A 23,583-nucleotide genomic window follows, 5' to 3' on the forward strand; every position below is an offset into this window, starting at 1 on the left:
AAGCCTGTTCTTGATGATTTGACAGTGCCATGAAACCAATCTAAAATCTCAAATTATATAAGTTTTATTCTCTCCAATTGTGCTTCTAAGTTATCGATTAAATTATTTACTAACTGTAACTGGTACTGCTGAACATTCATATTTAATGGCTCTTTGCTTTCTTGAAAACAGATAACTTTTCCGGCGATTTCCTTGTAGTGTTGCAGCATGGAAAAAGTATCGGTACTGAAGCGAGCGAGATAGTTTTTAGCAGCCTCGCTGCAAATTTCCGTTACTTGATTTAGATAAGCTTCTGACGATTCAGGCGGCTTTTCATACCCAGTTCTTTTATTCAAAATATAGCTAGCACCGCCGACTACTGCGGCTCCCACAGGCCCGCCCAATAGCCAACCTAAGCCGGTGGCGATCGCCACTGGAGCCACTTCGCCCTCGTTCGACTTTTGAGCTGGAGGTGGTGGCGGATCCGGTAAACTGACTTGCGGGGATGGAGGAAAGGAAATCAAAAGTGCGATCGGCTGTTCTTTATCAAAGAACTCGCAAGCTTTATTTACCCATTCTGCGATGGTTTGCTGCTGATGTAAGACCTCTCGCTCAAATTTTAGCTTCCACGCATCAAAACTCCCTTCCTGGAGCGACAGCGCCATTTCCGATTGATACCGCTGCAAAAGTGTGGGCTGGTAAAGCCAAATCTCGAAATCCGAAACGCTGGCTTGAAAGCCTTTTGATATCAGTTTTTCGGCTTTTTGTTTAATTTCAATTTTGTCTTTGTGCTTTTTTTGACCTGCGGCTATTTCTGCGGTGACAGTTTCAGCTTTGGCTCGGAGAGATTGGCAAATTTTAGTAGCTATAGCTTCAATTCTGGGCAACTTAACTGCTAATTGTTCCTGTTGATCTGCTACAATACTTTGCAAAGCCGATTCAAAGCTGGCAATTCCTGTAGTTTGGGCGGCCGCCACATCTCCTTTCAGCCTCGCCCTCAAAGCCGGCAAAGCATCGACGCGGTAGATATTGCTGATATTGTTCGGCAAATTGGAGCGAAAACTTTCGGCAACAAACAACAACCGATTGTAAACTTGTTTTTGGTCGTCTGGTTCGAGTAGATTGAGAAAATTGGCAACAAAGACGACTGTGTTGATGTTGCGATCGCTCAACCAATCTCTCAAGTTCTCCCGTTCGCCTAAAGTCATCAATTTGCGAGCATCTAAAACCTGCACAATTAAATCAGCCGTTAGCAATTTATCCCGAACCAAATTATCCTGTTCTTCGCGGTCATTGGTTCCCGGCAAATCCAGCAATTCCACACCGGTTTGCAGGAATGGATGGGGACAATAAACATTAACGGCGGCCACATCATCCCGCATTTGTCTCGCGTCGTCAAGGATGGCATAGCGTTTCAAAACATCAGTCCCCGGTTCGCTAATTTCCGTGCCGTCTTTCAGGGTAATTTTTGCGTGCAATTCCTCGCCGTAGTTGACATAAATGGCAGCACCTGTAGTGGGCACGAGGTCGATCGGCAAAGCACGATTTCCAAGCAAAGCATTGAGCAAAGTTGACTTACCGTAATTAAACGGGCCAAAGACAGCGATTTGAAAAGTTGGTTTGGCGAGATAGTCGCAAATTGAGGTAGTATCTCGATACAGTTGGGAGTTTTTATCCAGTTCGAGAATACCGAGTGCTGATTTGAGATTGTCGGTCAGGTATTGATAAATTTCGGGTTGTTGCATATTGTTGTTTTATTTCATTTAGTTAGCTGTAGGTTGGGTTGAACGAAGTGAAACCCAACATTTTTTGTAGATTTGTTGGGTTTTGTAGATTTGTTGGGCGAACCGAAGCGTAGGGTTCGTTCCAAGGGCCCAACCTACATATATTATAAGCGATCGATCGAGCCTCATATTACTTATTCTCGTGAACCTGTAGGAGGTTCAGTAAATTCTAGTTAGTTCTAATAAGTTTTCTGGGAAGAGAGACAAGAAAACTTTCCCAAGGCGATATGCTGGTCCATTATTAGGACTCCAAGCATCCAACCACTTGTATTTTCCTTGATTCCAGCCTTCAAACACCCACCTCGATCCATCCAAACCCCAAGACAAATCCCAAGTAATGGAAGGCCAAAATTTATTCTCATTGATGGCTGTCAGTAATTCCAAAGATTTTGCTTCTGTGAGCATCCAAGGCTCTTCACTCCCTACCTTGCTTCCTACTTTTGTAACAGCCTGCAAGCAAGGTGTACTCAGTGTATCTCCCCAAACTCGAATGACTAAGCTGGGGTGAAAACTAGGTAGATAAATAAAGCGATAGGCAGTTTGTACCTTCTCCCGATCGGTGCAATTTGATAAAGGTGGCTCTTCAAATGCAGCTAATGTATTTGAATACCTGCTCTGCCTAAACTGCATTCCTTGTACTTGTTTATGAGAAAAATCTGGGGGAGTAACAATATAGTGTTGATTGATGAGGTCGATCCCCCAATCTCTATTATCATATCGAGAAGAAGCCAGATCGTACAATGCAGTATTTCTGTGTTCTATCTGCTCAATTCTTAGAGCAATTTGAAGAGCTTGCTTGTATTGCTCTTCTGAAATTTTTTCCTCTATCACTGCAATAACTCTTGAATGCCCTAGCAGTTCTTCAGGCAATAATTCATGGGAACGATCGAGCTTCCTCTCTAATTTTTTTTTAACCAGATGGACTAATATTCTATCTCTTTCTTCTATATCTTTAATTGTTTCGGCAACCAAAAGTGCCTCTTGCCAGAGATAATTTTTCTGATTTGGTTCTTGGATGAGATTGGCAATTTCAATTAAGGTAGCTGCCTTTGTATAGCCATTTGTCAATCTTTGAGTAATTTCGATCGCCTCTTGAAAACGACCTAGTTGCTTAAGTATATCTATCTTTTCAGGGCCATCTGGCAGATTTTGGTTAAGCCTGTTGTTCAGCAGCTTTTGATTAATTAGGGTTGCCTCTTGCCACAAGCCCAAGTTTTGTAGCAAACAAACCTTATCATAGCTATCCGAAAAGTTTTGGGTAAGTTCTAAGGCTTCCTGATAAATTTCCTGAGCTTTCTCATGGCGATCGACAAGTTCAAACTGTTGAGCCATGTTGATAAGTCGGTTGATTTTGGCAGAGCTGTCTTCAAGGGCTTGAATACTTTTCAAGTTTCTTTCTAATCTCTCTAATTTCTGTGAAACTTTATCATTATCCATATTTACCCCCTAATGTCTGCATCTACTCATCCACATCCTTAAGCCCCTTCTGCCGCAGGCTCCGCACCATGTCAATTTTCTTGCGATCATTCCCAATCTTGGGTCAATAACAACGGTAATTAGACTGGGGGATTAGAGCGTGTTTTCAAACTATTCTGTAGGTTGGGTTGAGGAAGGAAACCCAACTACAATTTAAGCTAATTTCAAGTTTGAAAACACGCCTAGCTTCCCGCCGATGCTAGGAAACATTGATATAGCGATTCAATACTCTGCGACTCTGCAGAAACATCAGCATCCAATTTTTTCAACCGCTGCGATTCAGCCTGACAATTAATCTCGCGAGATTCCTTTTGAGCCAGCAAATTATCTAACTCAGATTTCCGAGAAGTAATATCAGCATTCATGCGATCGCCCACTTCCCGCCCATAAACATCAAAACACTCTTTTACAGCATCATGAATCGGCTGCCACTGCTCTTGAGCCACCTGCGGCAGATATTTCACTAGCTCTTTTTTCGCCGCTTTCACCAACTGTTTATGAGCTCCGTCTGCTTGCAAAACCCCAACACCCATCCCCAATAAAGCCAAGTACAGCGGCCCCAAAACAATCCCCGTCAAACTAGCAAGAATCGTACTGACGCTCAACACAGTGATTAAGTTGAGCAGGATATTTTTCCAATCAAAACCCGCTCCGGCCATTGCTACTCCTGCCAGATTTCCGGTCGTTAAGGAGAACAATCCCATCGCCCATTTTGCCCAACCTGGGGAGTTATCTTCGTTCGAGTGGCTGACTGCTGCTGGTATTTTTTGTCCCGTCAGTTTTTCGGTAATTTTTTCAGTCACTTTCGTGTAAGATGCTCCGTAATTTGCGGCACTTTTCGATAGCTGCGAAAAGGCTGAATTCATTTCTTGTTCGGCCGTGAGAGTCCAAGCTGCTAGTTTGTCATTGATGTACTGCTCGAATGCTCGTTTGAGCGATGCTTCAAAAGCTTCTCGCTTGCCTTGGCTGAAGAAATCCAGAAATCTCAGTTCCGGTTGATACCGTAAGAAATCTGTTTCAAAGGTATTTTCTAAGTTGAGAACGTAGGTGCGAAAAGAATCTGCGATCGCCCGCGATTTACTATCTCTAACTTCGCTAATTTCTTGTTGAAATTCATCGCGAATCTGAGTCAGCTTTTTAAACTCCGGCTCAACTGAATCAATCTTTTCTTTCAACTCATTGACATCGCGATCGAGTAATGGTAATCTGCGCCCAACAGCTTCGCGGACACGAGCAGAAATTTGACGCGCCAAAGTCCTCGCCGGACGCAATTCCGAAATCGCCCTTTCCTGCGTCAAAAACGTATTCAGTGCCGCCATAAACTCTGGAAAACCAGTTCCTGCCAAATTCGCATCCGGGTTTTTCATCCGCAACCGGAGCGCCTTAATTGAGGTAATTGCAAACACTCGCTCGTCGTAAATGTCGTGGCCTTCTGTTAAACAATATTCAGCCAAATTAGCTTGAAAAACCCGCCGCAGTTTCCCTTCTGCTTCTGCCAATTCTTCAGGATCATCCGGGTCAATCAAACTTTCCCGCACCTGATCCCAAGCATTTATCAGGAAGAAAATGCTCAATCCGCGACCTTTGATGTAATTTTCTAGATAGCGTCTTTCACCCATTGTACAAGGCTGAGTTGCCCTGAGCACAAACAAAATAGCGTGGCAGTTGTTGATGTAACCGAGAGATAATTCATTGCGGGCTTCTGTATCGTTCAGTCCGGGACTGTCTACTATTTCTATGCCTTTTTCCAGCAAAGGTAAGGGATATTCTACTACGGCGCAATCGATATCTGGAAATGCTGGTTTCTTTTCTTCTTCTAAGCGTTTTGCCTCAGCGGGGTCAATTGTGTAGTTCTGTTTAAAACTTTTAAAATCTAGCTGTTTTGGGCTTTTGCCGTCATTGAAATAAACTGTGACTTTTTTTTCCGAACCGTAGCGCAAAATCGTCAGCAAAGCTGTACAGGGATTTACATCGCTGGGCAGTAAGTTTTCGCCGATTAACGCATTGAGAAAAGTGCTTTTACCGCGTTTCATGTCGCCTAGCACTAGCAGCCGAAAGACTCCTTGGCGCAAGTTTTTACTGGCGACATCAATGTCGGCGTTGTCTGTTTCTAAACCGAGTTTTCCCGATGCTTCTCCTCCTGCTAATTCTGATTGGTTGATGGCTGTGGCGATGTTGCTGAGGCGAGTGGCAATTTCTCGGCGCACGGCGGCTACTCGCTCTAAATCGTTGAGAAAGTTGCTAGTTTCTACTTTAAGGTTCATGGCTGTTTCCTGATAGTTTCATGCTTGGGGTTTTCAACTTCTGTCTTCTTCAATAAACATTTTGTAAGCGATAAAAGCAATGCCTCCCACTATCAGGGCGGCTGCCAGCCAAGATGCTATGCGAACTGCAACGATAACAGCAATGACAATGCCTGTAAATTGAGCGGCTGCTATAATTTTTCGGCGCCACTGTTTGAGTTTGCCGTTAACTTGGCTGTCTGGTTCTTGGTACTTGCTTGTTAGATGTTCGGGCACTGAGCGGTCAATTTCGGCTTCTAGTTCGCGGAGCCGAATTTCTTGTTCTCGCTTCCGCAGTTCTTGTTCTCTGCGCCGGAGTTCTCTGGATTTGTTGTCAGGAGAATTCATAAATTTTAGCCTGTTTTTCGCTGGACAAATGTGTTATTTATTGTCACTGTTGCGGAGCGATAATACCAATTTAATGTGAAGTTTCACATATCTCGATCCCCCCTCGCATACCCCCTACTCCCCCTGATCGTTGGGGAGTATGGGTTGACTTTGAGAAGAATCTTGTCCCCCCCTTATTAAGGGGGGTTAGGGGGGATCAGATTCTACGGGGCCTCATAAAAAATTGGTATAAGTTCTCTACGACTGTAACTCACATTTTCCCCCATGTCGAGAAATGTTAAGAAATTGTAAAAAGGGCGATTCCCTACGGGATATAGCAATCCTAAATCATTTGCATAATTATTGTAGGGGCAATCCCACGCCCGGTTGCCCGATAGATAGGTGGTAGGCACTCTTAGCACTACCCCTACAAATTTATCTGAATCATTTAGGATTGCTCTAGCTACGCTTCACGACTAATTAAGCCGATCGCCCTAGGCGCTAGACTAGCGGCTGCAAATCATCAATAGCCTTCGGGCCCGATAGTAGTGCGATCGCACTCGGCTTCCGACAAATCAACCAAGCGCGATCGAAATAAGTTGCAGCCCGCTAATTGAGCTTTGCTTAACTTTGCTTTCTCCAAATTAGCTCGGCTTAAATCCGCATATCTCAAATCGGCATTCGTCAAATCTGCATTGTACAAATCCGCACCTTGCAAATTGGCTTTCTGCAAATTAGCACCTTGCAAATTGGCGTGACGCAAATTTGCTCTTGATAAGTTGGCTCTTGATAAAGTTGCTTCCGACAAGTTAGCTTGATAAAGTTGAATGTCGCCCAATTCAGCATCTTGCAAATCAGTTTTATAAAGATTGGCTTGAGTCAAATTTCCGTAGGGCAAATAAGCTCGCCTCAGAACGCTACCAGAAAGATTTATTTCTGTCAAATCTGCTTGAAACAAGTTATGTTCACTTAAGTCAACGGCGTTAAAGTTTCGCTGGCCCTCAGCATACTGAGCAAGCAATTCCTCAGCGCTTAGCTTTTGCATTTTCATTCCTCATGACGACAGCTACTGCAGCCAATCCATAACAGTAATTAATGGTTATTTTTCTGCGTATTTATACTTATGTCTCTTATTATGTTAAGCTTGTGTAACAACAGTCGCATTTTTTCTAAGATTTTTTTTATATTTGTAAAATTCTGCCTTGCTCAACCAGTAAGCGGTTAGTAATGTCAAGATCGAGAAACCAAAGCCAATCCTCTACTGAAATATGCCAGAACTTCCTCTCTCCATTGCTCAGCACTACCACGAACGGACAAAATACGACCCTGAAACCATTGCTGCTAAAAGTAAACAGCTAGATTGGACAGAGCAACCTGTTCCTTTCAAAGAATATAAAATTGGAGCGTATTTTGACCTCAAGCCTTATCTAAAAGACCCCTCCGAGGATGCCGATGCCGATCCCGATGCCGCTTGGTGGCATCGGTTATCTAGCTTGTTGCTGTGCAGCTACGGGTTGACGGCGAAAGTGCAGACGGTAGACGACAGCTACCTGTATTTGCGATCTGCACCGTCGGCGGGTGGACTCTACCCAGCAGAGGTTTATTTAATCTCCCGTGGCACTGCCCAGTTGCCGGCCGGACTCTACAATTATCAGTGCAGAACTCATTCACTTGTTCATTTTTGGGACAGTCAAGTTTGGCCGACATTGCAAGCAGCTTGTTTCCAGTCGCCAGCGCTAGAAAATACCCAATTGGCGATCGCCATTACCACTGTTTTTTTCCGTTCTTCTTGGCGTTACGAAGACCGAGCTTATCGGCGAATTTTTCTAGACACTGGCCATTTATTGAGTAATATCGAGTTAGCTTGCGCCGTCAACGATTACCGACCTCACCTGATTGGAGGATTCGCCGACGAAGCTGTCAATGAATTACTCTACATCGACTCGGAGCAAGAAGGAGCTATTTGTGTAGTTGCTTTAGCCGACTTGCTAGATATTGACCAAAACTTGCCTAAATTTAAAACAGCTTTGCCCGGAAACACCACGACAGATTACCCAAAAATTTCCGAAGGTCAACTGTTAAAATACCTCCACAAAGCCACGCATTTAGAATCAGACCCTACCGGATCTGACGGCTGGAAACTGGATGAAAGTGAAGGGGAATTAGAGGATAAATACAACTTTCCATTTTGTACTAAAGTTTCGACGGTCACTCCTTCGATTCCTTGGGGAGTGAACCTGGAAACTTTAGAAAACACTATGCTCAAAAGGCGTTCTACCCGTGCTTATACAGGTGCTTCTTTGAGCTTGGGCGAACTGCTAGCTATGCTCGATTTTACTTACCAGCCCCAGCACTATATTGACCAAGGATTAGACGGTTATCCAGACTATTTCGATTTAAGTTTGATCGAGACTTTTATTGCTGTTTCGGGAGTGCATGGGTTAGAAGAAGGCTGTTACTATTACGCTCCGAAAGCTCAAGAATTGCGGCAAATTAGGTTTAAAAATTTCCGCAGGGAACTGCATTTTTTGTGTTTGGGGCAAGACTTGGGCAGAGATGCGGGGGCGCTGTTGTTTCACACGGCGGATTTGAACAGGGCTGTAGCAAAATATGGCGATCGAGTTTACCGCTATTTGCACATGGACGCGGGTCATTTGGGCCAGCGGTTGAATTTAGCAGCTATACAACTGCGTTTGGGTGTCAGCGGTATCGGGGGCTTTTTTGACGATCGCGTCAATGACGTTCTCGGTATTCCTGCGGGTGAGGCTGTGCTTTATATTACAAGTCTGGGAAGACCTCGATCGTAAGAATTACTCCTCAGTCAGCATTAGTCAGAAGGCAGAAGGTATCCTAAAAAAACCAACTCTGCTCGCGAAGCCGCTGCCACGCTTTGCGAATATGTTGAGGCTTAAATAGTTCGCTCTTGCGAATGTTCCATTCGCGTACAAGTTCGATCGCTCTTTCGGAATCCTCTGCTGCTTCCCTATTTTCCCTAGCAACCCAGTGAACAGTTGCCAACAGTTCCATTCCGTAAGGAGTTTCAAAACCATTAATTAACCCGCTCACACGCTCTAGTCTAACATTAGCATCGGGGGCATTTTGTAAAAAATCCCGCGCGGCTATTTTACCTTCAGACAACACATAAATTTGTGCCTCTCGGCTTCTGTCTCCATAACCTCGAATATAATGCCCTTCCAGCTTCTGTAAAACATGATTGAGATTATTTGCATAAGGCCCGTACTTTTCTTTCACATACTGCAATTTTAGTGGTTCACCTGCTACCTGAAGAAAATAAGCTAGCTTTTGAATTTCCAGCATTGTCAAGCGATAGCCAGGAATTCCGTACAATTCGAGCAAGCTAATAAATAAGGCACGAGCGCGAGTCATTTGGGGTTTTTCGGTAGCAATCCGCATTGAATCAGCTTGCGGAGTAGCCTGGGGTTCAAATAGCAAAACTTGCACATTTGGCAGTTCCGAAAAAGCTGATTCAATTAGCGGTTTGACTGTCTTCCAAGACAAGCCACCATTTCCGCAGCCTAGCGGAGGAACGGCAATAGAAGTGATACCTAATTGCTTTACTTCCTGAATCAAAGCTTTTAGTCCTGTTTGAATATCTTCGACTTTTGATTTGCCTCTCCAGTGACGTTTAGTTGGAAAATTAATAATGTATCGGGGATTAAATAGATTGCCCGAAGATACTACAAACATTCGGCCCGGCTGCACTTCACCGGCGCGACAAGCCTTTTCATATTGGCGGAAGTTTTCGGGATAAGCCTGCTTGAACTGCAAGGCAATTCCTTTGCCCATAATTCCCACACAATTAACTGTGTTCACTAAGGCTTCTGCATTTGCTTCTAAAAGGTTGCCTTCCTTGATTTCAATCACTTTTATTTCCTACTATTTATTTCAATAATACCAATCTTTATGCACTCTTACGGGGGTTTGATCTGTAAAATTTTGTAAAATATTTTCTACTTGTGATTGAATTGTATAATCGATTACGCCGATTTCTGTGATTAACTCCCAAGGCAAAAAGTTTCTAACTAAAAACTCGGCTTGACGCCTGCGTTTTCGGTCGTTGTCTTCATTTGTATCAAACCAATAACGAGAGCCCATAACATCCCAGTCGATCGCACCTAGATAGTTGAGGTCGTCAAAAAACTCGGTAAATGTCATGACTGCATGACCGTCAGTAAAAACAAAATCTAAACCCCTAATGTCTATCTCAAATACATCAGAAACTAGGTGAATAACTGGTGCTTGACCTTGAGTATAGTTTGGTACATTCCCCTGATTAATGGTGTATAACATCGGAGATCGCGGTGCAAAATAAAAGGGAACATAATCGTGCAGTACGCCACCTGCACCGCAGGGAACGCCAATTCTAGCGCGACGATCTTGGATGTTTTCATAGGCGATATTAGTATAGTTAGTTTCTGTCTCAAGCATAACGTTGTAAGCTAACAATCCACCTTGAGAAATAATAGATTCTAGATTGTCAATGGGGGTAATGTGGTAGATAGGTAATGGCACTGCTGTTATCTGTTTGCTGTTTCAGGTTTAACACTATAATATCTGCTTGACCGTTCAAGATAAACAATCTTTTACCATTGCTATTTGCCAATGCAAAATCTGCTAAATATTCTGTCGAGCACTGATTCTGTCACTTCTTCGCCCGTAACTTCTCCCAATGCTTGAATTGCACCGCGCAAATCTATTGTCCAAAAATCTAAAGGCAATTTGTTGCTAATAGTATCTGTGCATTGTTCCAGAGAAATTTTAGCTTTAGTTAACGCCGCTGCTTGTCGCTGGTTGATTGCTAAGTCTGAGTTTGCTGCTTGCAAATTTCCCCTGCTAACGGCATCTAAAATTGCTGTTTCTAAGTCTGCTATGCCTCGATCGAGGGCGGCGGCTGCGGCAACTATTGGGTGAATTTCTGAGGAAAAAGGTAGTTCGGGGATGGTTTTTACTAGGTCGATTTTGTTGATAATTATAATTAGCTGGCGGTGCTTTACTTGTTCGTAAATTTCCGAATCTTCCTCTGTCCAACCAGATGCCGCGTCAATTGTCAACAACACTAAATCGGCTTGTTTTGCTGCTGCGCGCGATCGCTCAACGCCAATTTTTTCTACCTTGTCTTCGGTTTCTCGAATGCCCGCAGTATCGAGCACCTGCACCGGAATGCCGCCCACAACTAGCTGCGATTCAACCACATCGCGCGTCGTACCGGGCAAATCCGTGACGATCGCCCGATCGCTCTTACTCCACGCATTCAACAAACTCGATTTTCCCACATTCGGCCGCCCAACAATCGCTACTTTCAAACCGGTTCTCAACAATTCTCCACGATCGGCAGTCGCCAAAATTGTTGACAATTCCTCCAAAACATGATTTATTTCCAAATAAGTTTTAGCTTCATCTAAAGGCGGCAAATCTTCCTCAAAATCAATTCTCGCCTCAATTTCTGCCAGCACGTCCAAACAAGTTGTTCTCAATTTGCGAATGGGCTGCGCTAATTTTCCCTGCAAACTGGCCAAAGCACTTTGTGCAGCAGCGGGCGATTTTGCTCCCACCAAATCTGAGATACTTTCAGCTTGAGTTAAATCAAGCCTCCCGTTCAAAAAAGCCCGCAGCGAAAACTCTCCCGGCTGCGCCAATCTCGCCCCATGTTCCAAACACAACTGCAAGACTTGCTGCACGGCCATAATGCCACCGTGACAGTGAAATTCCACCACATCTTCGCGAGTAAAAGAACGCGGCGCTTTCATGATTAGCAGCAAAGCTTCATCGACTAATTCTTGAGTTTTGGGGCGGCGGATGTGACCGTAAAGAATGCGGTGAGACTCCCATATTTGCCGTCCTGGGGCGCGAAACAGAGTTTCGGCAATTTTTAAGGCGGCGGAACCGGAAACTCGCACAATGCCGACGCTGCCTTGTTGGGGAACTATGGCAGTGGCGATCGCTGCGATCGTTCCTCCTTTTGTTAATGATTCAGACATTTTTATTGTTCACACATTCAAAAGTTCTCTCAATTTCCTGTTTTTGAGTATCAGGCAATTGCTTCTCGGTATTTGAGAGTATAAATCTCTAGTTCGTCATTCAAAAAATTAAAATAGTCGCCCTTTAGGGCAAAATGCACCAGTTTCCGGCTCGAAGCGTAGGAGATATTTGGTAATATTTTACCTAGAATCGCTAATTGTGCGTCGGCTGCGAGAGACCAGATAACTTGAATTAGGGATTCAACCACTTGTACTTTCATTTGACTGACCTCCGGCTTGGTTGTTAAATTATACATATCTCATTGACAGGATAAACAATTTCAGCATTTTTTTTCTAAAATATTAGAAGAGCGTGGCAACAGCGATGGACTTGGCGAGCCAATCCGAGCGCCAGTTTTGCCAGTCAGTCGATTTTAGATTTTAGATTGACTCCACAGCTCAATCTGGGAACTTGAACAAGAGTCTAAAATTTTGGGCGTCTCACGACTCCAGTCGGAAAGCAACTATCCGTTTTTGGGTAGGAGTCACGGATCGATCGAACTTAAATTACTCAGCCACATATTTTGGCTAATCTGATTTCATGCGATAATGGAAAATTGACCGAAAGAATCCAGGATACAAGCCCCCGGATTCATCCGTGGAGAAAGAAAAAACCTGTATCCGATGAAACTTGCCCCCCGAATTTATCTGTGGGGTCAATGGTTCAATCTAAAATCTAAAATCTAAAATCTAAAATCGATTGACAGGGTAGAGGGCAAAGCATGATTGGTCAACTTCTAGACAGACGTTACCGCATCATTAAAGTCACAGACTCAAGTGAGGTGGGAAAAACTTATCTAGCAGCAGATACTCACCGTCCCGGGTATCCGCAATGCACGGTTAGAGAAATGCGACTCCCCGGCACAAGTTCGCAAACTCCAGAATTAGTCAAAGTTATATTTCAAAGAAACGCAGAAATAATTGAAAAATTGGGAAAACACGACAAAATTCCCGAATTATTGGCGTATTTTGAGGAAAATCAAAGTTTATACTTAATTGAAGAATTTATTACCGGCCCACCTTTAAGTCAAGAACTAATACCCGGTGAACCTTGGGATGAAGACCAAGTAATTGGTCTGCTATCAGAAATATTAGAAATTTTGGTGTTCATACACGAGAAGGGTTTTATTCACCGCAGAATTCAACCAGACAGAGCGATCCGGCGCGAGTCAGACGGCAAATTTGTATTGGTAGACTTTAGCTTAGACAAAGAAATTAACCCGGAATTTGCTAACTGTCATTTGTTGTCGCAAACTTCCCCGAACTCTGTTAAACGGCATGAGGCAAAAAAACAGGATTTGGCGGCTCAGGATTTATACGTGCCGATCGAGCAATTGAGCGGCAACCCCCGTTACAATAGCGACATCTACGCTCTAGGTACGATCGCCCAGCTTGCCGTCACAGGACTCTCACCCAACGAACTGAGTGCCTTAAAAAACAACAAAAACGAAATTCCCTGGCGAAACCGGGCAACTTGTTCGGCAGCCCTAGCAGATATTATCGATCGCATGGTGCGCCCCGACTGCGAGGAACGCTATCAAGAGGCCGCCGAAGTTTTAGCAGACCTCAAACAAATCGCCGTAAAATTGGAGGTTGAGCCGCCGCCAGCCACAATCATCACGGACGCTATGAGTCAACCGCGAAGACAAAGCCAAACCAAACTCCTGCTGTTGGCTGCAACAGCGGCAGCTTTAATCTTGACAGCACTGATAATTTACTTTTGGCAGAGTCAAAGTCCCGCGAGGGCAAAAGAATTGTTAGCCCGCGGCGTGGCCAAGGCCCAGCAAGGTGACACAACAGGCGCGATCGCCGATTATACTCAAGCGATCGCCCTGAATGGCAGCGATGCGGAAACTTACTACAAGCGGGCAAACGTTCGCTACGACATGGGCGCAACCGAGCAAGCAATACAGGATTACACGCAAGCAATTAAAGTCAATCCTAGCCACAGCAAAGCTCTCTACAATCGAGGTATGGCCCGCCTCGACATCGGCGACAAGCGGGGGGCCGTGGAAGATTTCACCCAAGTAGTGCGACTCAATCCCAGCGACGGTGAGGCATACTCTCAGCGGGGTTTAGCCTACTACGATTTGGGCGACTACCGCACAGCAATAGAAGACTACACTCAGGCAATTCGGCTCAGTCCCAACGATGCTACAGCTTACAGCAATCGGGGTTTAGCTCGATCGGCAGCAGGGGACAAAACAGGAGCAATGGCAGATTTTACTCAAGCCATTCAAATTAGCCCCAAACAAGCTGGCGTATACTACAGTCGTGGTCGAGCCAGGTTTAATCTGGCAGATTATCAAGGAGCAATGGAAGATTATACTAAGGCGATCGAATTGCAACCCGATCTCGCTGATGCTTATACCAATCGGTGCAGCGCTTACTTGAATTTGGCCACCTACGACAAAGCGATTGCAGATTGCACCGAAGCAATTCGCCTCGCTCCAAAAGATGAAGCAGCTTACAACAACCGCTGCATTGCTTATCTGAATTTAAAACAATTTCAAAAGGCCAGCGAAGATTGCAGTTTGACGATCGGACTCAACGGCAACAATCCCAAAGCATACAGCAATCGAGGATTAGCTCGATCAGCTTCGGGAGACAAGCAGGGAGCTTTAGAAGATTTTACTCAAGCAATTCGACTCAATCCCAGCGATGCAGTAGCATACAGCAATCGCGGTACTATTTACTCAGAACTCAAAAATTACCCTTTAGCAGTTGAGGATTTCGCTCACTCGCTGCGGCTCAACCCCAACAATGCTAGCGCTTTTTACAGCCGAGGCCTCGTCCGCCGCCAACTCAAAGACCGTGCTGGGGCGATCGAGGATTTTCAGAAAGCTGCAACCCTCTTTCTAGAACAAGGAAGAGCCGATGGTTTCCAAAACGCACAATCACAAATCAACGACCCTAAATAAACTATTAGTCACCATTCAGATGTTAAAAAAAGAAGGAAGAAGGAAGAAGGAAGAAGGAAGAAGGAAGAAGGAAGAAGGCCAAATTACCAACTCCCCCTTACCAACTCCCCCTTACCAATTCCCCCTTACCAATTCCCAATTACCAACTCCCCGTTACCAATTCTCAATTATAGATATGAACATGGTTGGTCAACTTTTAGACAGGCGTTATCGGGTAGTGCAAATTCTCAGTTCAGGAGCTTTTGGACAAACTTATTTAGCTGTCGATACTCGACGCCCTGGCCACCCTCAATGTGTAGTAAAACAACTGCGCCCTCCCAGCAACACTTCCACAGTTCTCAAAACAGCTTACCGCTTATTTAAACAAGAAGCAGAAATATTAGAAAAGCTGGGAAAACACGATCAAATTCCCTTTTTACTCGCTTATTTTGAAGAAGGAAATCAATTCTACCTCGTCGAAGAATTTGTGCCCGGACACGCCCTAAATCGGGAAATTGTGGCCGGTCAACCTTGGCGGGAAGAACGAGTGCTGGCTCTGCTGGAAGAAGTGTTACAACTTCTCGCCTTCGTACACTCTCAGGGAGTGATTCACCGCGATGTTAATCCCTCCAACTTAATCCGCCGCAAACCAGACGGCAAATTAGTTTTAATTGACTTCGGCTCGGTTAAAGAAGTTGCAAATCAAGTCAGCGAGCACGATACAGAATTTCCGCGCACCATTGCTACTGGAACTCCGGCTTATATGCCGATCGAACAATTTCAAGGCAACCCGCAATTTAGCAGCGACATCTATGCAGTCGGGATGATGGCCGTCCAAGCTATCACGGGTTTGCCCGGTACGGATTTGCCCAAATTGCAAGATCCGAGTCCTTCTCACACGGGGGAGATTGTGTGGCGAAACCGAACTCAATGTTCTGTGGGATTAGCCAATATAATTGACAAAATGGTCTGTCACCAATTTGGCAAACGCTATCAATCTGCTGAGGAAGTTTTGGTAGCTATCCGCAAGTTGAGACACCGCCAAGAACCGGGGAATAAGGCTCACAAGAAAAGTATTTCTCCGAGGTTACTGTCTTCGGATAGTTTTTCGTCACGTTTTGGAAGTCGATTTTGGTTGATGATTTTGGCGGGCTTCGGGGCGGCGATAGTTCTGCTATTTCTGTTTAGTTATTGGAGACGCCCGAATCCGATTAAAGCTAAGGAATATTACGAGCAGGGAGTGGAAAAGTCTCGCAATCAAGATGCGGAGGCAGCTTTGCAGGCTTTTAATAAGTCAATTCAATTGAATCCTAACAATGCTGAGACTTTTTATAGGCGTGGTAATGCTAATTATGATTTAAAAAAGTATCAAGAAGCAATTGCGGATTATTCTCAGGCGATCGCTCTCAATCCTAAATATTTTCAGGCTTATTTTAACCGCGGGCTAGCCCGTCACGATTTTAACGACAAGGGCGGGGCGATTGAGGATTACACTCAAGCTGTGAATCTCCAGCCCAATGATGCTGATACATATTATGAAAGAGGAGTTGCTTATTTAGAAATGCAAGATTACAAGGCGGCTATTCAGGATTTTACCGAAGTAATTCGGTTGCAGCCGAACCTTGTTAAAGCTTATCATTCGCGGGGATTGGCTCGCGCTGGGAGCGCAGATTTGCAGGGGGCGATTGGAGATTATACTGAGGCAATTAAACTTGATGCTAAGAATGTTGATGCTTTTTACAGTCGGGGGAGAGCTCGCTTTCACCTAGGAGATTATCAGGGAGCTCTGGCGGATTATTCTCAGGTAATTGCGATCGATCCCAAGAGTGGAGATGCTTACGCTAATCGTTGCAGCACGCAGTTGAATTTGGGAGCGCATCAAGCGGCAATTGACGATTGCACTCAGGCAATTTCGCTGAGCGATGAGGATGGGGTTCCTTACAACAATCGCTGCATTGCTTATTTAAATTTGAAGGATTATCCGAAAGCAATTGCCGATTGCACTCAAGCGCTGACAGTGAATCCGAATGATTTTAATGCTTTTAACAATCGTGGTTTAGCTCGCAGCGCAGGGGGTGACGCGCAGGGGGCGATCGCAGATTTTACAGCAGCAATCGGGTTCAATCCCAACAATGCTGAAGCTTACGCCAATCGGGCTAAGATTTATCAAGAGTTAAAGAATTACAATAGTGCGATCGCAGATTACGTGCAAGCTATTCGGATCAGCCCGAATTATGCTGCTGCTTACTACGGTAGAGGCATGGTTCGCCGCTCATTGGGAGACAAAGCAGGAGCAATTAGCGATTTAGAAAAAGCCGGCAAAATGTTTCTAGATCAAGGACTTACCGGCGGTTACAAAGATGCACAATTTGAGATTGAAAAGCTGAAGTAGTCAATCGATTTTAGATTTTAGATTTTAGATTTTAGATTAAAGAATTGAAGCATTGACTTGCGCGAGATAAATACGTTCGGCAAGTTTCATCGGATACAGGTTTTTTATTTCACCGGTCCTGATTCTGCTTTCGGAATGAATCACGTGGCGGGTATCCTGGATGCTTTCGGTCATTAGTCATTAGTAATTATTTCTCGATGTTATATTTTTATCGGTCAATATTTTATAATCTCAGATTGCTCCGGGGCTGGTTCACGCTAATCTTTAATACTAACAGAAAATGCAGGTAAACCAGCCCTTACGCGCTATTAATTCAAGCTATTATCAATCAATTTTCTGGGTCTTGAAGTCGTTTAACCAATTCATAAAACGGTTCCCAATTATCCTCAATAGCTATGGCTTCCCAAACAGCCTCAATCGTCGGTCTCAACAGCGATTGTTCGGGATTGTGCCTCCGCAAACAGTCCGCCATTTTGTCCATATCATCCGCCGACAAACTTTGCAAAACGTGATAATAAAACTGTCGCCAAGGTGCTATCAAGTCCGCCGGTTCCGCCTCAGCAAAAATTAGACTAGCATCATCTCGCCAAGTGCGATCGAACTGTCTTCGCAGTTCAAAAAAGAAATCGTGATAGGCTACTTGAGACTCCGCCAGCATTTTAATTGTCACCTTCAACAACTCATCTCCCTCAGCTTCGGGCAAATCCTCAAATCCCAATCTCTTGAGCATCAACTGCCGATAAGCTGCATTATAATAATCGCCAAACTTGGCCAAACCCGCATCCATATCAGCTTGAGGAATCGCCGCTGATAGCGGTTGCTGAAGCTTCTCTAAATTGTCCCTACAAATCAACGGTTGATTGCCGTAACAATACAGACCGTAATGGTCGAAATAAGCTGCTGTAAATTCCGGCTTGTAAGTTGGGATAAAAGCGAAAGGCCCGTAATCAAAACTTTCTCCAGTAATCGACATATTATCAGTATTCAGCACAGCGTGGCAAAATCCTCCCGCCATCCACTGAGCGACTAATTCAGCTACTCGCTTGACTAAATCTGCATAAAACAGGGCGTACTTTTCCTGCGGCGAAAACCCCCCATTGGTTGCTTCTAAATGCAGTTCTGGGTAGTAATATTCAATAACAAAATCTAAAAGTTTTTTAGTTAAATCCGGGCGGCGGATATAGTACAATCTTTCAAAAGTTCCAAACCGGATGTGAGAAAGACTGAAACGCACCATTACGGACGATCGCGTCGGAGAGGGTTCGTCGCCCCGCCACAAAGCATCCCCAGTTTCAACTAAACTAAAACAGCGAGATGTCCGAACTCCCAATCGATGCAAAGCTTCCGCAGCTAAAACTTCGCGAACTCCCCCTTTGAGAGTGAGTCTACCGTCACCGCCCCGCGAGTAGGGAGTGCGGCCGGAACCTTTAGTACCGAAGTCGTAAAGTCTGCCGTCAGTCCCGCGAACTTGGCCGTATAAGAAGCCTCTACCGTCGCCTAAATTGGGGTTATATGTGTTGAATTGATAGCCGTGATAGCGGAGTGCGAGAAAGGGGCGGACGCAGTGAAATTCGCCGAACGCTTCAATAAAATGTTGGTCGGTTACTTGTGCGGGGTCTAAACCCAATATCGGCAATAATTTGTCGTTGCGGAAGCGCAGAATATGCTGCGGAAAATCGGCCGCAGGGACTTCATCAAAATAGTCGCCGCCGAGGGATTCGAGGGCTGGTTCGTAATTGAGGGAAAGCAAAGGATTTGACATTTTTCTATTTTATCTTCAAATTGGCTATCACTCCAAATTATATACGGGTAAGGTCTGCACTGCATCGGTGTCAACAATTGCCTCATACCCTTTGTCTCCCTCGTTTATAGCCGAGTTCGATACCCCTCGCATCCCAGCAGGACTGTTTCATTTTAAAATTTTAGCATAGCTAAAGTTTGAGCATGAAACATTAGTTTCTTCCTCGAAGGCTAAAAATTTTTACTGTTAATTTTAGTGCGAGTTAAATTAACCGTTTTCCTTGCTAAAAATGGAGTTGATCTCATATCCGATTGACCATAATATCCCGGTCGGGCGGGTTTTTGAGATTGTCAATTATTGGCCGATGTTGTTGGTGAACCCGCCCCTACCTGATGAAGGGTAATCGACGGGACATGATATGAAGTCTTAAATTTTTTAAAGTTAAGTGGGATTCACCACCTAATATAGTAATCTAAATCATTTGTGAATTTCTTACTCCCTCCCCACGGGTTCGGGGAGGGTTGGGGTGGGGTCAAAAAAATTACAACTCCTACAAGGATTGCTATATACCTTTTCCCCTATTTAAAATTGGTCAACACCCCGTAAATTGCCCAAATCGCCATTGCCCGCAAATAGTGACTTGCCCGAAAAGTCCCCCCCGCCGTAATCGCTTCCGGCGTGCGAAACTGCAACCCATTTTCATAAATCTGCTTCACCACCGCATCCGTCAATTTAAATGCTTTCTCCTCCATTCCCATCTGTACCAAAAAAGCGGCCAACCCAAAATTAATCCCCGTCCAAACTTCCAAAGGATGAGTTGCATTGGGATTTTCCGGCGAACCGTTCAGCATCACCCCATTCGCCGCACCGAACTCCCCCTCATTGAACTTCAAAAAGCAAGAATCGTACACAGTTTCTAAAGCACTGACTGCACATTCTGGCGGCACAATATCCGGTAATCCTAACAGTTTCGCGTAAAATTGACCGCACAGTTGGTCGGCCATCACCACTTCCGAGTTACTCTCGCTGTCCAAACGGTAATATTGACCGTTCCACAGTTTTTCTTGATAGCTGGGTCTTGCTTGTAGCAGCCAACTGTGATATAATGCTATCTTTGCTTGAGGGTTAGGAATTATTTCCGGTGCTGCATCTTCCAAGATTTCGCCGATCGCGATCGCAGCCTCCAGCGCCGCCAACCACAAACCCCCGCAATACGCACTTATCCCCCGCATTTGCCAGTCATCAAACGTCTGATCCGGTGCTCCCGAATTTTCAGGAATTCCGTCCCCATCCTCATCAAAAGTTTTCAGATAAGCCAAAGCCTCAACAATTGCCGGCCAACACTCTTGCAAAAACTCACAATCTGTACTGGCAGTCAATAGGAAATCCCGATAAACCTGCAACACAAAATCGCAAGGCAAATCCTTCCACAAATTGCAATCTTGATAGCTAGTATAATTCGTTTTCTCCCAAGGATGTTCGTTAGGAGCACCCAAATCGTGTGGCGTCGCACCGACAGCTTTTCTAATAGCCGAAGCTTGATTCCAGCCAATAATTCTCGGCGTATCGTCTCCTGCAGAAATTGCCCTAGCGAACGCTAAAACCACCGACTTTTCCAAATCCGGCCACAGCATCAACAAAGCAAAAGAACCGTAAAGCCGCACGTCCAAACTTTCGTACCAGCGGTAATCAATGCACTCCAAAACCGCAAATTGACCCTTCGGATCGCGTTCGTCAGCCGCACTCCAAAGAGTACCGCCGTCTGTCAGGGCGTATAACTCATTAAACAGCGCCATTTTAAAACTGTCTGACAAATCTTTTCTTTCTAAAATCGGTTTTTGCCAAGCTTCAATATTTTCGCGCCAAGTATCCGAATGCTTCATTGCAGTGCGAATAATCGGCCAAGCATTTTTGCCGTTGCGGCCGAAGAAATCTGTATAGCGACGGTAGTACCAAACTCCTGATGCAAACTCAGTAACGGGCAAATCCCAAGCTATAATAAAGGGAATTTTGCGAGTTTTTCCTGGTCGAATAGTAAAGCGAACTGCGATCGCACAAGCCAACTGTTCTCCTGGGGCTGCTGCTGTCTCGTCTCTGTCATCCAACAAGAAACCTTCAGCAGAAAAGTTGCGCCAAATATCGTCCCCATTCCCCGCCGGGTTCCAGCGAGTTTGGTAGAATACTTCTACCGCCGGATTAGTAATAGTTGCGATCGCCCATTGTCCATCCCCCTCTTGCGGTTCCTCCTCAGCAGTCAACCGCGTCATCACGCAACCTATCCGGTGAAAATCTTCCACCAACAAATTAAAATTTCCGGCACTTTCTCCCCACCGGGATTGATAATCATAAAATGGACTACCATCATCTCGAACCATCACTTTCTGCGACTTATTGGCATTAGTAAACCAACCAACAATATTCTCCCAAGTCAGCATAATGCTGAGAGTAATCGGCGCATCTGTAGGATTGTGCGCTACCCATTCAAACATCGCAACTGGGTAACTGCTTTCCTGATAATTCTTCGGCAAAATTGGCGAAAATTGCTCGCAGCTTAATTGAGCATCAAACACATTTTCATAAACAAACCAACTGCGCGGATACAAAGCATGATAAGTCCCAGAATTTGACTCTTCCCTTCTTCCTTCTTCCTTCTTCCTTCTTCCTTCTTTTGGATACCATTTCCAACTAGATAAACTGCCATCGGTAGGCGGTTCAGTGGACAGTGCAAAAGCTTGTTTCTTGCCTTGAGTTTCTTCAAAAACGCTGAACTGACAAGCGGGCAAACTGCGAAAAATGTGCTCGCCGCCGTCAATGTGCCAGAGGTTGAAGTCGCCGCGGGACGATCGCCCGATGCAGCCGGCACCGAAGCCGCCCAGAGGCATTCCGTGCCAGGGGCCATCGTCGAGATTGCTTGCGTAGCGGACTGTATAGGGATTCTCCCAACCGAGGCCGATGGGACGTTTCCAGGTGTGCGGGGGGATGTTTGGATTGGATGTGCGATCGTTATTCATGTGATTAATCTTAGCGCTCGATCGAGCTTGACAATTTTTTTTATTTAATTTTAAACTTTTATCGATCGAACAAACCCCGATTTTTCCGAAGATTGTTGACTGTTGATTGTTGACTATCAAGCAATTGGTTTCAGGTTCGCCGACTTCATCAATTTTCCCATCTAAAATCTAAAATCTAAAATCTAAAATTTAAAATCGCTTGGGTGCTCGCCTAACGGGGCAAAATATCATCTAACCGAAGTTGCAAGTTCTTTAGCAGAGGAGAAATAATCGGTTGACCGATGCGAAATTGTTGCTGCGTGTAATCTTGGTCAATCAGTTGGCAAACGGTGATAGTAGGTTGTTTAGGTTTACCGATAAAAGCCACGCCTCCCAATCCACGATAATCAACTATCCAATATTCTGGAATCCCTAAAATAGCATATTCTTCAACTTTTCGGGCGTAATCTGTTTCCCAGTTAGTGCTGACGACTTCTACCACCAATTTAATAGATCGTCCCAGCGTAATCACAGGTTCTCTTTCCCAGAGAGGTTCGCTGACAATAGCGGTTTCATCTAACACGACAATATCGGGACGGCGGGCAGTAGCTGCATCTGAGAATGGACGGATCAAACAAGTGCGGGGAATGAACCAAGGTAGTTTTTCGGCTGCGATGGCGATGCCGATTTGAGTTGCCAGTTTACCGCTGACGGTTTCGTGTGGGCCTGTGGGTTCCATGTCAACTAATTCTCCGTCAGCGAGCTCGTAGCGGAAGTTGTCACAATATCGATCGAGGAATGTTTCAAAAGTTAAGATTTTTGGCGCAGTGTAAGCCATTGGAAACTAATAGTTTTTTGCTTTATTTTAATTACTGTACTTTAGCATTCTTGTCAAATAAAACTAACCCGGAGATCCCCCCTAGCCCCCCTTAATAAGGGGAGTAGGGGGTGGGACAAGAAATATTCTCAAAATTCCCTCAACTAATCAAATCCCAAATCAGAACCTTTCCCCGCGTGAACCAAAGCCAACTTTTCGTAACGCTTAGCGTGTTCCACCAACTCGCCTGCTTCTTCCTCAGAGACATCCCGCAGGCGTTTGGCAGGCACTCCCGCAACTAGCGTGTGAGGGGGAACGTCCTTGGTGACAACCGCCCCTGCACCGACGATAGAGCCTGTGCCCACCCTCACTCCATCCAGCACGATCGCCCCAATCCCGATCAGGCAGCCCCGTTCAATGTAAGCTGAGTGAATCACGGCTCGGTGTCCCACTGTCACGAAATCTTCCAAAACAGTCGGTTGCCCTGGATCACCGTGCAGAATTGCTCCATCTTGGATATTGGTACTTGAGCCGATCGCAATTCGCTCTATATCCGCCCGCACCACCGCCCCGTACCAGATACTAGCGCCCGCTGCCACCTCTACCCTGCCGATCACAACAGCGCCTTCAGCGACAAAAGCCGCTTGGGATAGATCAGGCAAGGGCCAATAGGAAGGAAGTGCAGGCAGAGATTCGTTGAGATTGCTCATTTGTTGGTCGATCGTTATACTTCTAGCAGATTAGCTGGTTGTTGATACGGGATATAATAAAAGTATTTGGGTGCGACTCGTTTAATCCAAATGGATAAAGAATATCCAAGGACGATTAGCCTAACCCTCTGGTTAGTGTAACTGATT

At 45.0% G+C, this 23,583-nt stretch carries 16 protein-coding genes; 3 read left to right on the plus strand and 13 right to left on the minus strand.

The window, feature by feature from the left end:
• Positions 1 to 53: 53 nt before the first annotated feature.
• The 5 genes from QT990_RS11570 to QT990_RS11590 form a co-directional block, all read right to left on the minus strand.
• Positions 54 to 1,724, minus strand: coding sequence for a dynamin family protein (locus QT990_RS11570; RefSeq protein ID WP_333410202.1), 1,671 nt, complete (start codon positions 1,722 to 1,724; stop codon positions 54 to 56).
• Between the two features lie 198 nt (positions 1,725 to 1,922).
• Positions 1,923 to 3,200: a hypothetical protein gene (locus QT990_RS11575; RefSeq protein WP_333140460.1), complete on the minus strand. Its 1,278-nt coding sequence runs from the start codon at positions 3,198 to 3,200 to the stop codon at positions 1,923 to 1,925.
• Positions 3,201 to 3,421: 221 nt separating this feature from the next.
• Positions 3,422 to 5,503: a dynamin family protein gene (locus QT990_RS11580; RefSeq protein ID WP_333140458.1), complete on the minus strand. Its 2,082-nt coding sequence runs from the start codon at positions 5,501 to 5,503 to the stop codon at positions 3,422 to 3,424.
• A gap of 33 nt (positions 5,504 to 5,536) precedes the next feature.
• Entirely contained in the window at positions 5,537 to 5,869 is a 333-nt protein-coding gene (locus QT990_RS11585) for a hypothetical protein (RefSeq protein WP_333465268.1), read from the minus strand.
• A gap of 502 nt (positions 5,870 to 6,371) precedes the next feature.
• Positions 6,372 to 6,893, minus strand: a complete 522-nt coding sequence (locus QT990_RS11590; protein ID WP_333040082.1) for a pentapeptide repeat-containing protein — start codon at positions 6,891 to 6,893, stop codon at positions 6,372 to 6,374.
• Positions 6,894 to 7,116: 223 nt separating this feature from the next.
• Here QT990_RS11590 and QT990_RS11595 point away from each other — a divergent pair, with 223 nt between their 5' ends.
• The gene (locus QT990_RS11595) at positions 7,117 to 8,655 is read left to right on the plus strand and encodes a SagB/ThcOx family dehydrogenase (RefSeq protein WP_333140454.1); all 1,539 of its coding nucleotides are present in this window, start codon (positions 7,117 to 7,119) and stop codon (positions 8,653 to 8,655) included.
• A 43-nt stretch (positions 8,656 to 8,698) separates the two neighbouring features.
• Here the strand turns inward: QT990_RS11595 and darG are convergent, their stop codons facing one another.
• From darG to QT990_RS11615, 4 genes are all read right to left on the minus strand, one after another.
• Positions 8,699 to 9,733, minus strand: a complete 1,035-nt coding sequence (gene darG, locus QT990_RS11600) for a type II toxin-antitoxin system antitoxin DNA ADP-ribosyl glycohydrolase DarG (RefSeq protein WP_333140452.1) — start codon at positions 9,731 to 9,733, stop codon at positions 8,699 to 8,701.
• A 21-nt stretch (positions 9,734 to 9,754) separates the two neighbouring features.
• The gene (gene darT / locus QT990_RS11605; RefSeq protein ID WP_333140451.1) at positions 9,755 to 10,381 is read right to left on the minus strand and encodes a type II toxin-antitoxin system toxin DNA ADP-ribosyl transferase DarT; all 627 of its coding nucleotides are present in this window, start codon (positions 10,379 to 10,381) and stop codon (positions 9,755 to 9,757) included.
• An 80-nt stretch (positions 10,382 to 10,461) separates the two neighbouring features.
• Positions 10,462 to 11,847 carry a tRNA uridine-5-carboxymethylaminomethyl(34) synthesis GTPase MnmE gene (gene mnmE / locus QT990_RS11610; RefSeq protein ID WP_333140449.1) on the minus strand — a complete coding sequence of 462 codons (1,386 nt, stop codon included), beginning with the start codon at positions 11,845 to 11,847 and terminating at the stop codon, positions 10,462 to 10,464.
• Positions 11,848 to 11,897: 50 nt separating this feature from the next.
• Entirely contained in the window at positions 11,898 to 12,143 is a 246-nt protein-coding gene (locus tag QT990_RS11615) for a hypothetical protein (protein WP_333465269.1), read from the minus strand.
• A gap of 465 nt (positions 12,144 to 12,608) precedes the next feature.
• Between QT990_RS11615 and QT990_RS11620 the strand changes: the two genes are divergently transcribed.
• Together QT990_RS11620 and QT990_RS11625 are read left to right on the plus strand one after the other, a co-directional pair.
• Positions 12,609 to 14,807, plus strand: a complete 2,199-nt coding sequence (locus tag QT990_RS11620) for a tetratricopeptide repeat protein (protein WP_333140445.1) — start codon at positions 12,609 to 12,611, stop codon at positions 14,805 to 14,807.
• Complete coding sequence (locus QT990_RS11625; protein ID WP_333140443.1) at positions 14,764 to 17,178, plus strand: tetratricopeptide repeat protein; 2,415 nt, start codon at positions 14,764 to 14,766, stop codon at positions 17,176 to 17,178. Before QT990_RS11620 ends, QT990_RS11625 begins: the two co-directional genes overlap by 44 nt.
• 328 nt (positions 17,179 to 17,506) lie before the next feature.
• Here the strand turns inward: QT990_RS11625 and QT990_RS11630 are convergent, their stop codons facing one another.
• The 4 genes from QT990_RS11630 to QT990_RS11645 form a co-directional block, all read right to left on the minus strand.
• Entirely contained in the window at positions 17,507 to 18,940 is a 1,434-nt protein-coding gene (locus tag QT990_RS11630; RefSeq protein WP_333140441.1) for a protein adenylyltransferase SelO family protein, read from the minus strand.
• Positions 18,941 to 19,497: 557 nt separating this feature from the next.
• Positions 19,498 to 21,930, minus strand: coding sequence for a GH116 family glycosyl hydrolase (locus QT990_RS11635; RefSeq protein WP_333140439.1), 2,433 nt, complete (start codon positions 21,928 to 21,930; stop codon positions 19,498 to 19,500).
• Positions 21,931 to 22,141: 211 nt separating this feature from the next.
• On the minus strand, positions 22,142 to 22,747 hold the full coding sequence (locus QT990_RS11640) for a Uma2 family endonuclease (protein WP_333140437.1): 606 nt from the start codon (positions 22,745 to 22,747) through the stop codon (positions 22,142 to 22,144).
• 143 nt (positions 22,748 to 22,890) lie between these two features.
• Entirely contained in the window at positions 22,891 to 23,436 is a 546-nt protein-coding gene (locus QT990_RS11645; RefSeq protein WP_333140435.1) for a gamma carbonic anhydrase family protein, read from the minus strand.
• Positions 23,437 to 23,583 lie beyond the last annotated feature (147 nt).

The organism is Microcoleus sp. T3_B1, from assembly GCF_036700445.1.
In the GTDB taxonomy this organism is placed as follows: Bacteria; Cyanobacteriota; Cyanobacteriia; order Cyanobacteriales; family Microcoleaceae; genus Microcoleus.

Coding starts and splice junctions, on each gene's coding strand:
- QT990_RS11625 (WP_333140443.1), top strand. CDS start 14,764: ATGGTTTCCAAAACGCACAATCACAAATCAACGACCCTAAATAAACTA.
- mnmE (WP_333140449.1), bottom strand. CDS start 11,847: ATGTCTGAATCATTAACAAAAGGAGGAACGATCGCAGCGATCGCCACT.
- QT990_RS11585 (WP_333465268.1), bottom strand. CDS start 5,869: ATGAATTCTCCTGACAACAAATCCAGAGAACTCCGGCGCAGAGAACAA.
- QT990_RS11575 (WP_333140460.1), bottom strand. CDS start 3,200: ATGGATAATGATAAAGTTTCACAGAAATTAGAGAGATTAGAAAGAAAC.
- QT990_RS11595 (WP_333140454.1), top strand. CDS start 7,117: ATGCCAGAACTTCCTCTCTCCATTGCTCAGCACTACCACGAACGGACA.
- QT990_RS11570 (WP_333410202.1), bottom strand. CDS start 1,724: ATGCAACAACCCGAAATTTATCAATACCTGACCGACAATCTCAAATCA.
- QT990_RS11645 (WP_333140435.1), bottom strand. CDS start 23,436: ATGAGCAATCTCAACGAATCTCTGCCTGCACTTCCTTCCTATTGGCCC.
- QT990_RS11580 (WP_333140458.1), bottom strand. CDS start 5,503: ATGAACCTTAAAGTAGAAACTAGCAACTTTCTCAACGATTTAGAGCGA.
- QT990_RS11640 (WP_333140437.1), bottom strand. CDS start 22,747: ATGGCTTACACTGCGCCAAAAATCTTAACTTTTGAAACATTCCTCGAT.
- QT990_RS11620 (WP_333140445.1), top strand. CDS start 12,609: ATGATTGGTCAACTTCTAGACAGACGTTACCGCATCATTAAAGTCACA.
- QT990_RS11630 (WP_333140441.1), bottom strand. CDS start 18,940: ATGTCAAATCCTTTGCTTTCCCTCAATTACGAACCAGCCCTCGAATCC.
- QT990_RS11615 (WP_333465269.1), bottom strand. CDS start 12,143: ATGTATAATTTAACAACCAAGCCGGAGGTCAGTCAAATGAAAGTACAA.
- QT990_RS11590 (WP_333040082.1), bottom strand. CDS start 6,893: ATGCAAAAGCTAAGCGCTGAGGAATTGCTTGCTCAGTATGCTGAGGGC.
- QT990_RS11635 (WP_333140439.1), bottom strand. CDS start 21,930: ATGAATAACGATCGCACATCCAATCCAAACATCCCCCCGCACACCTGG.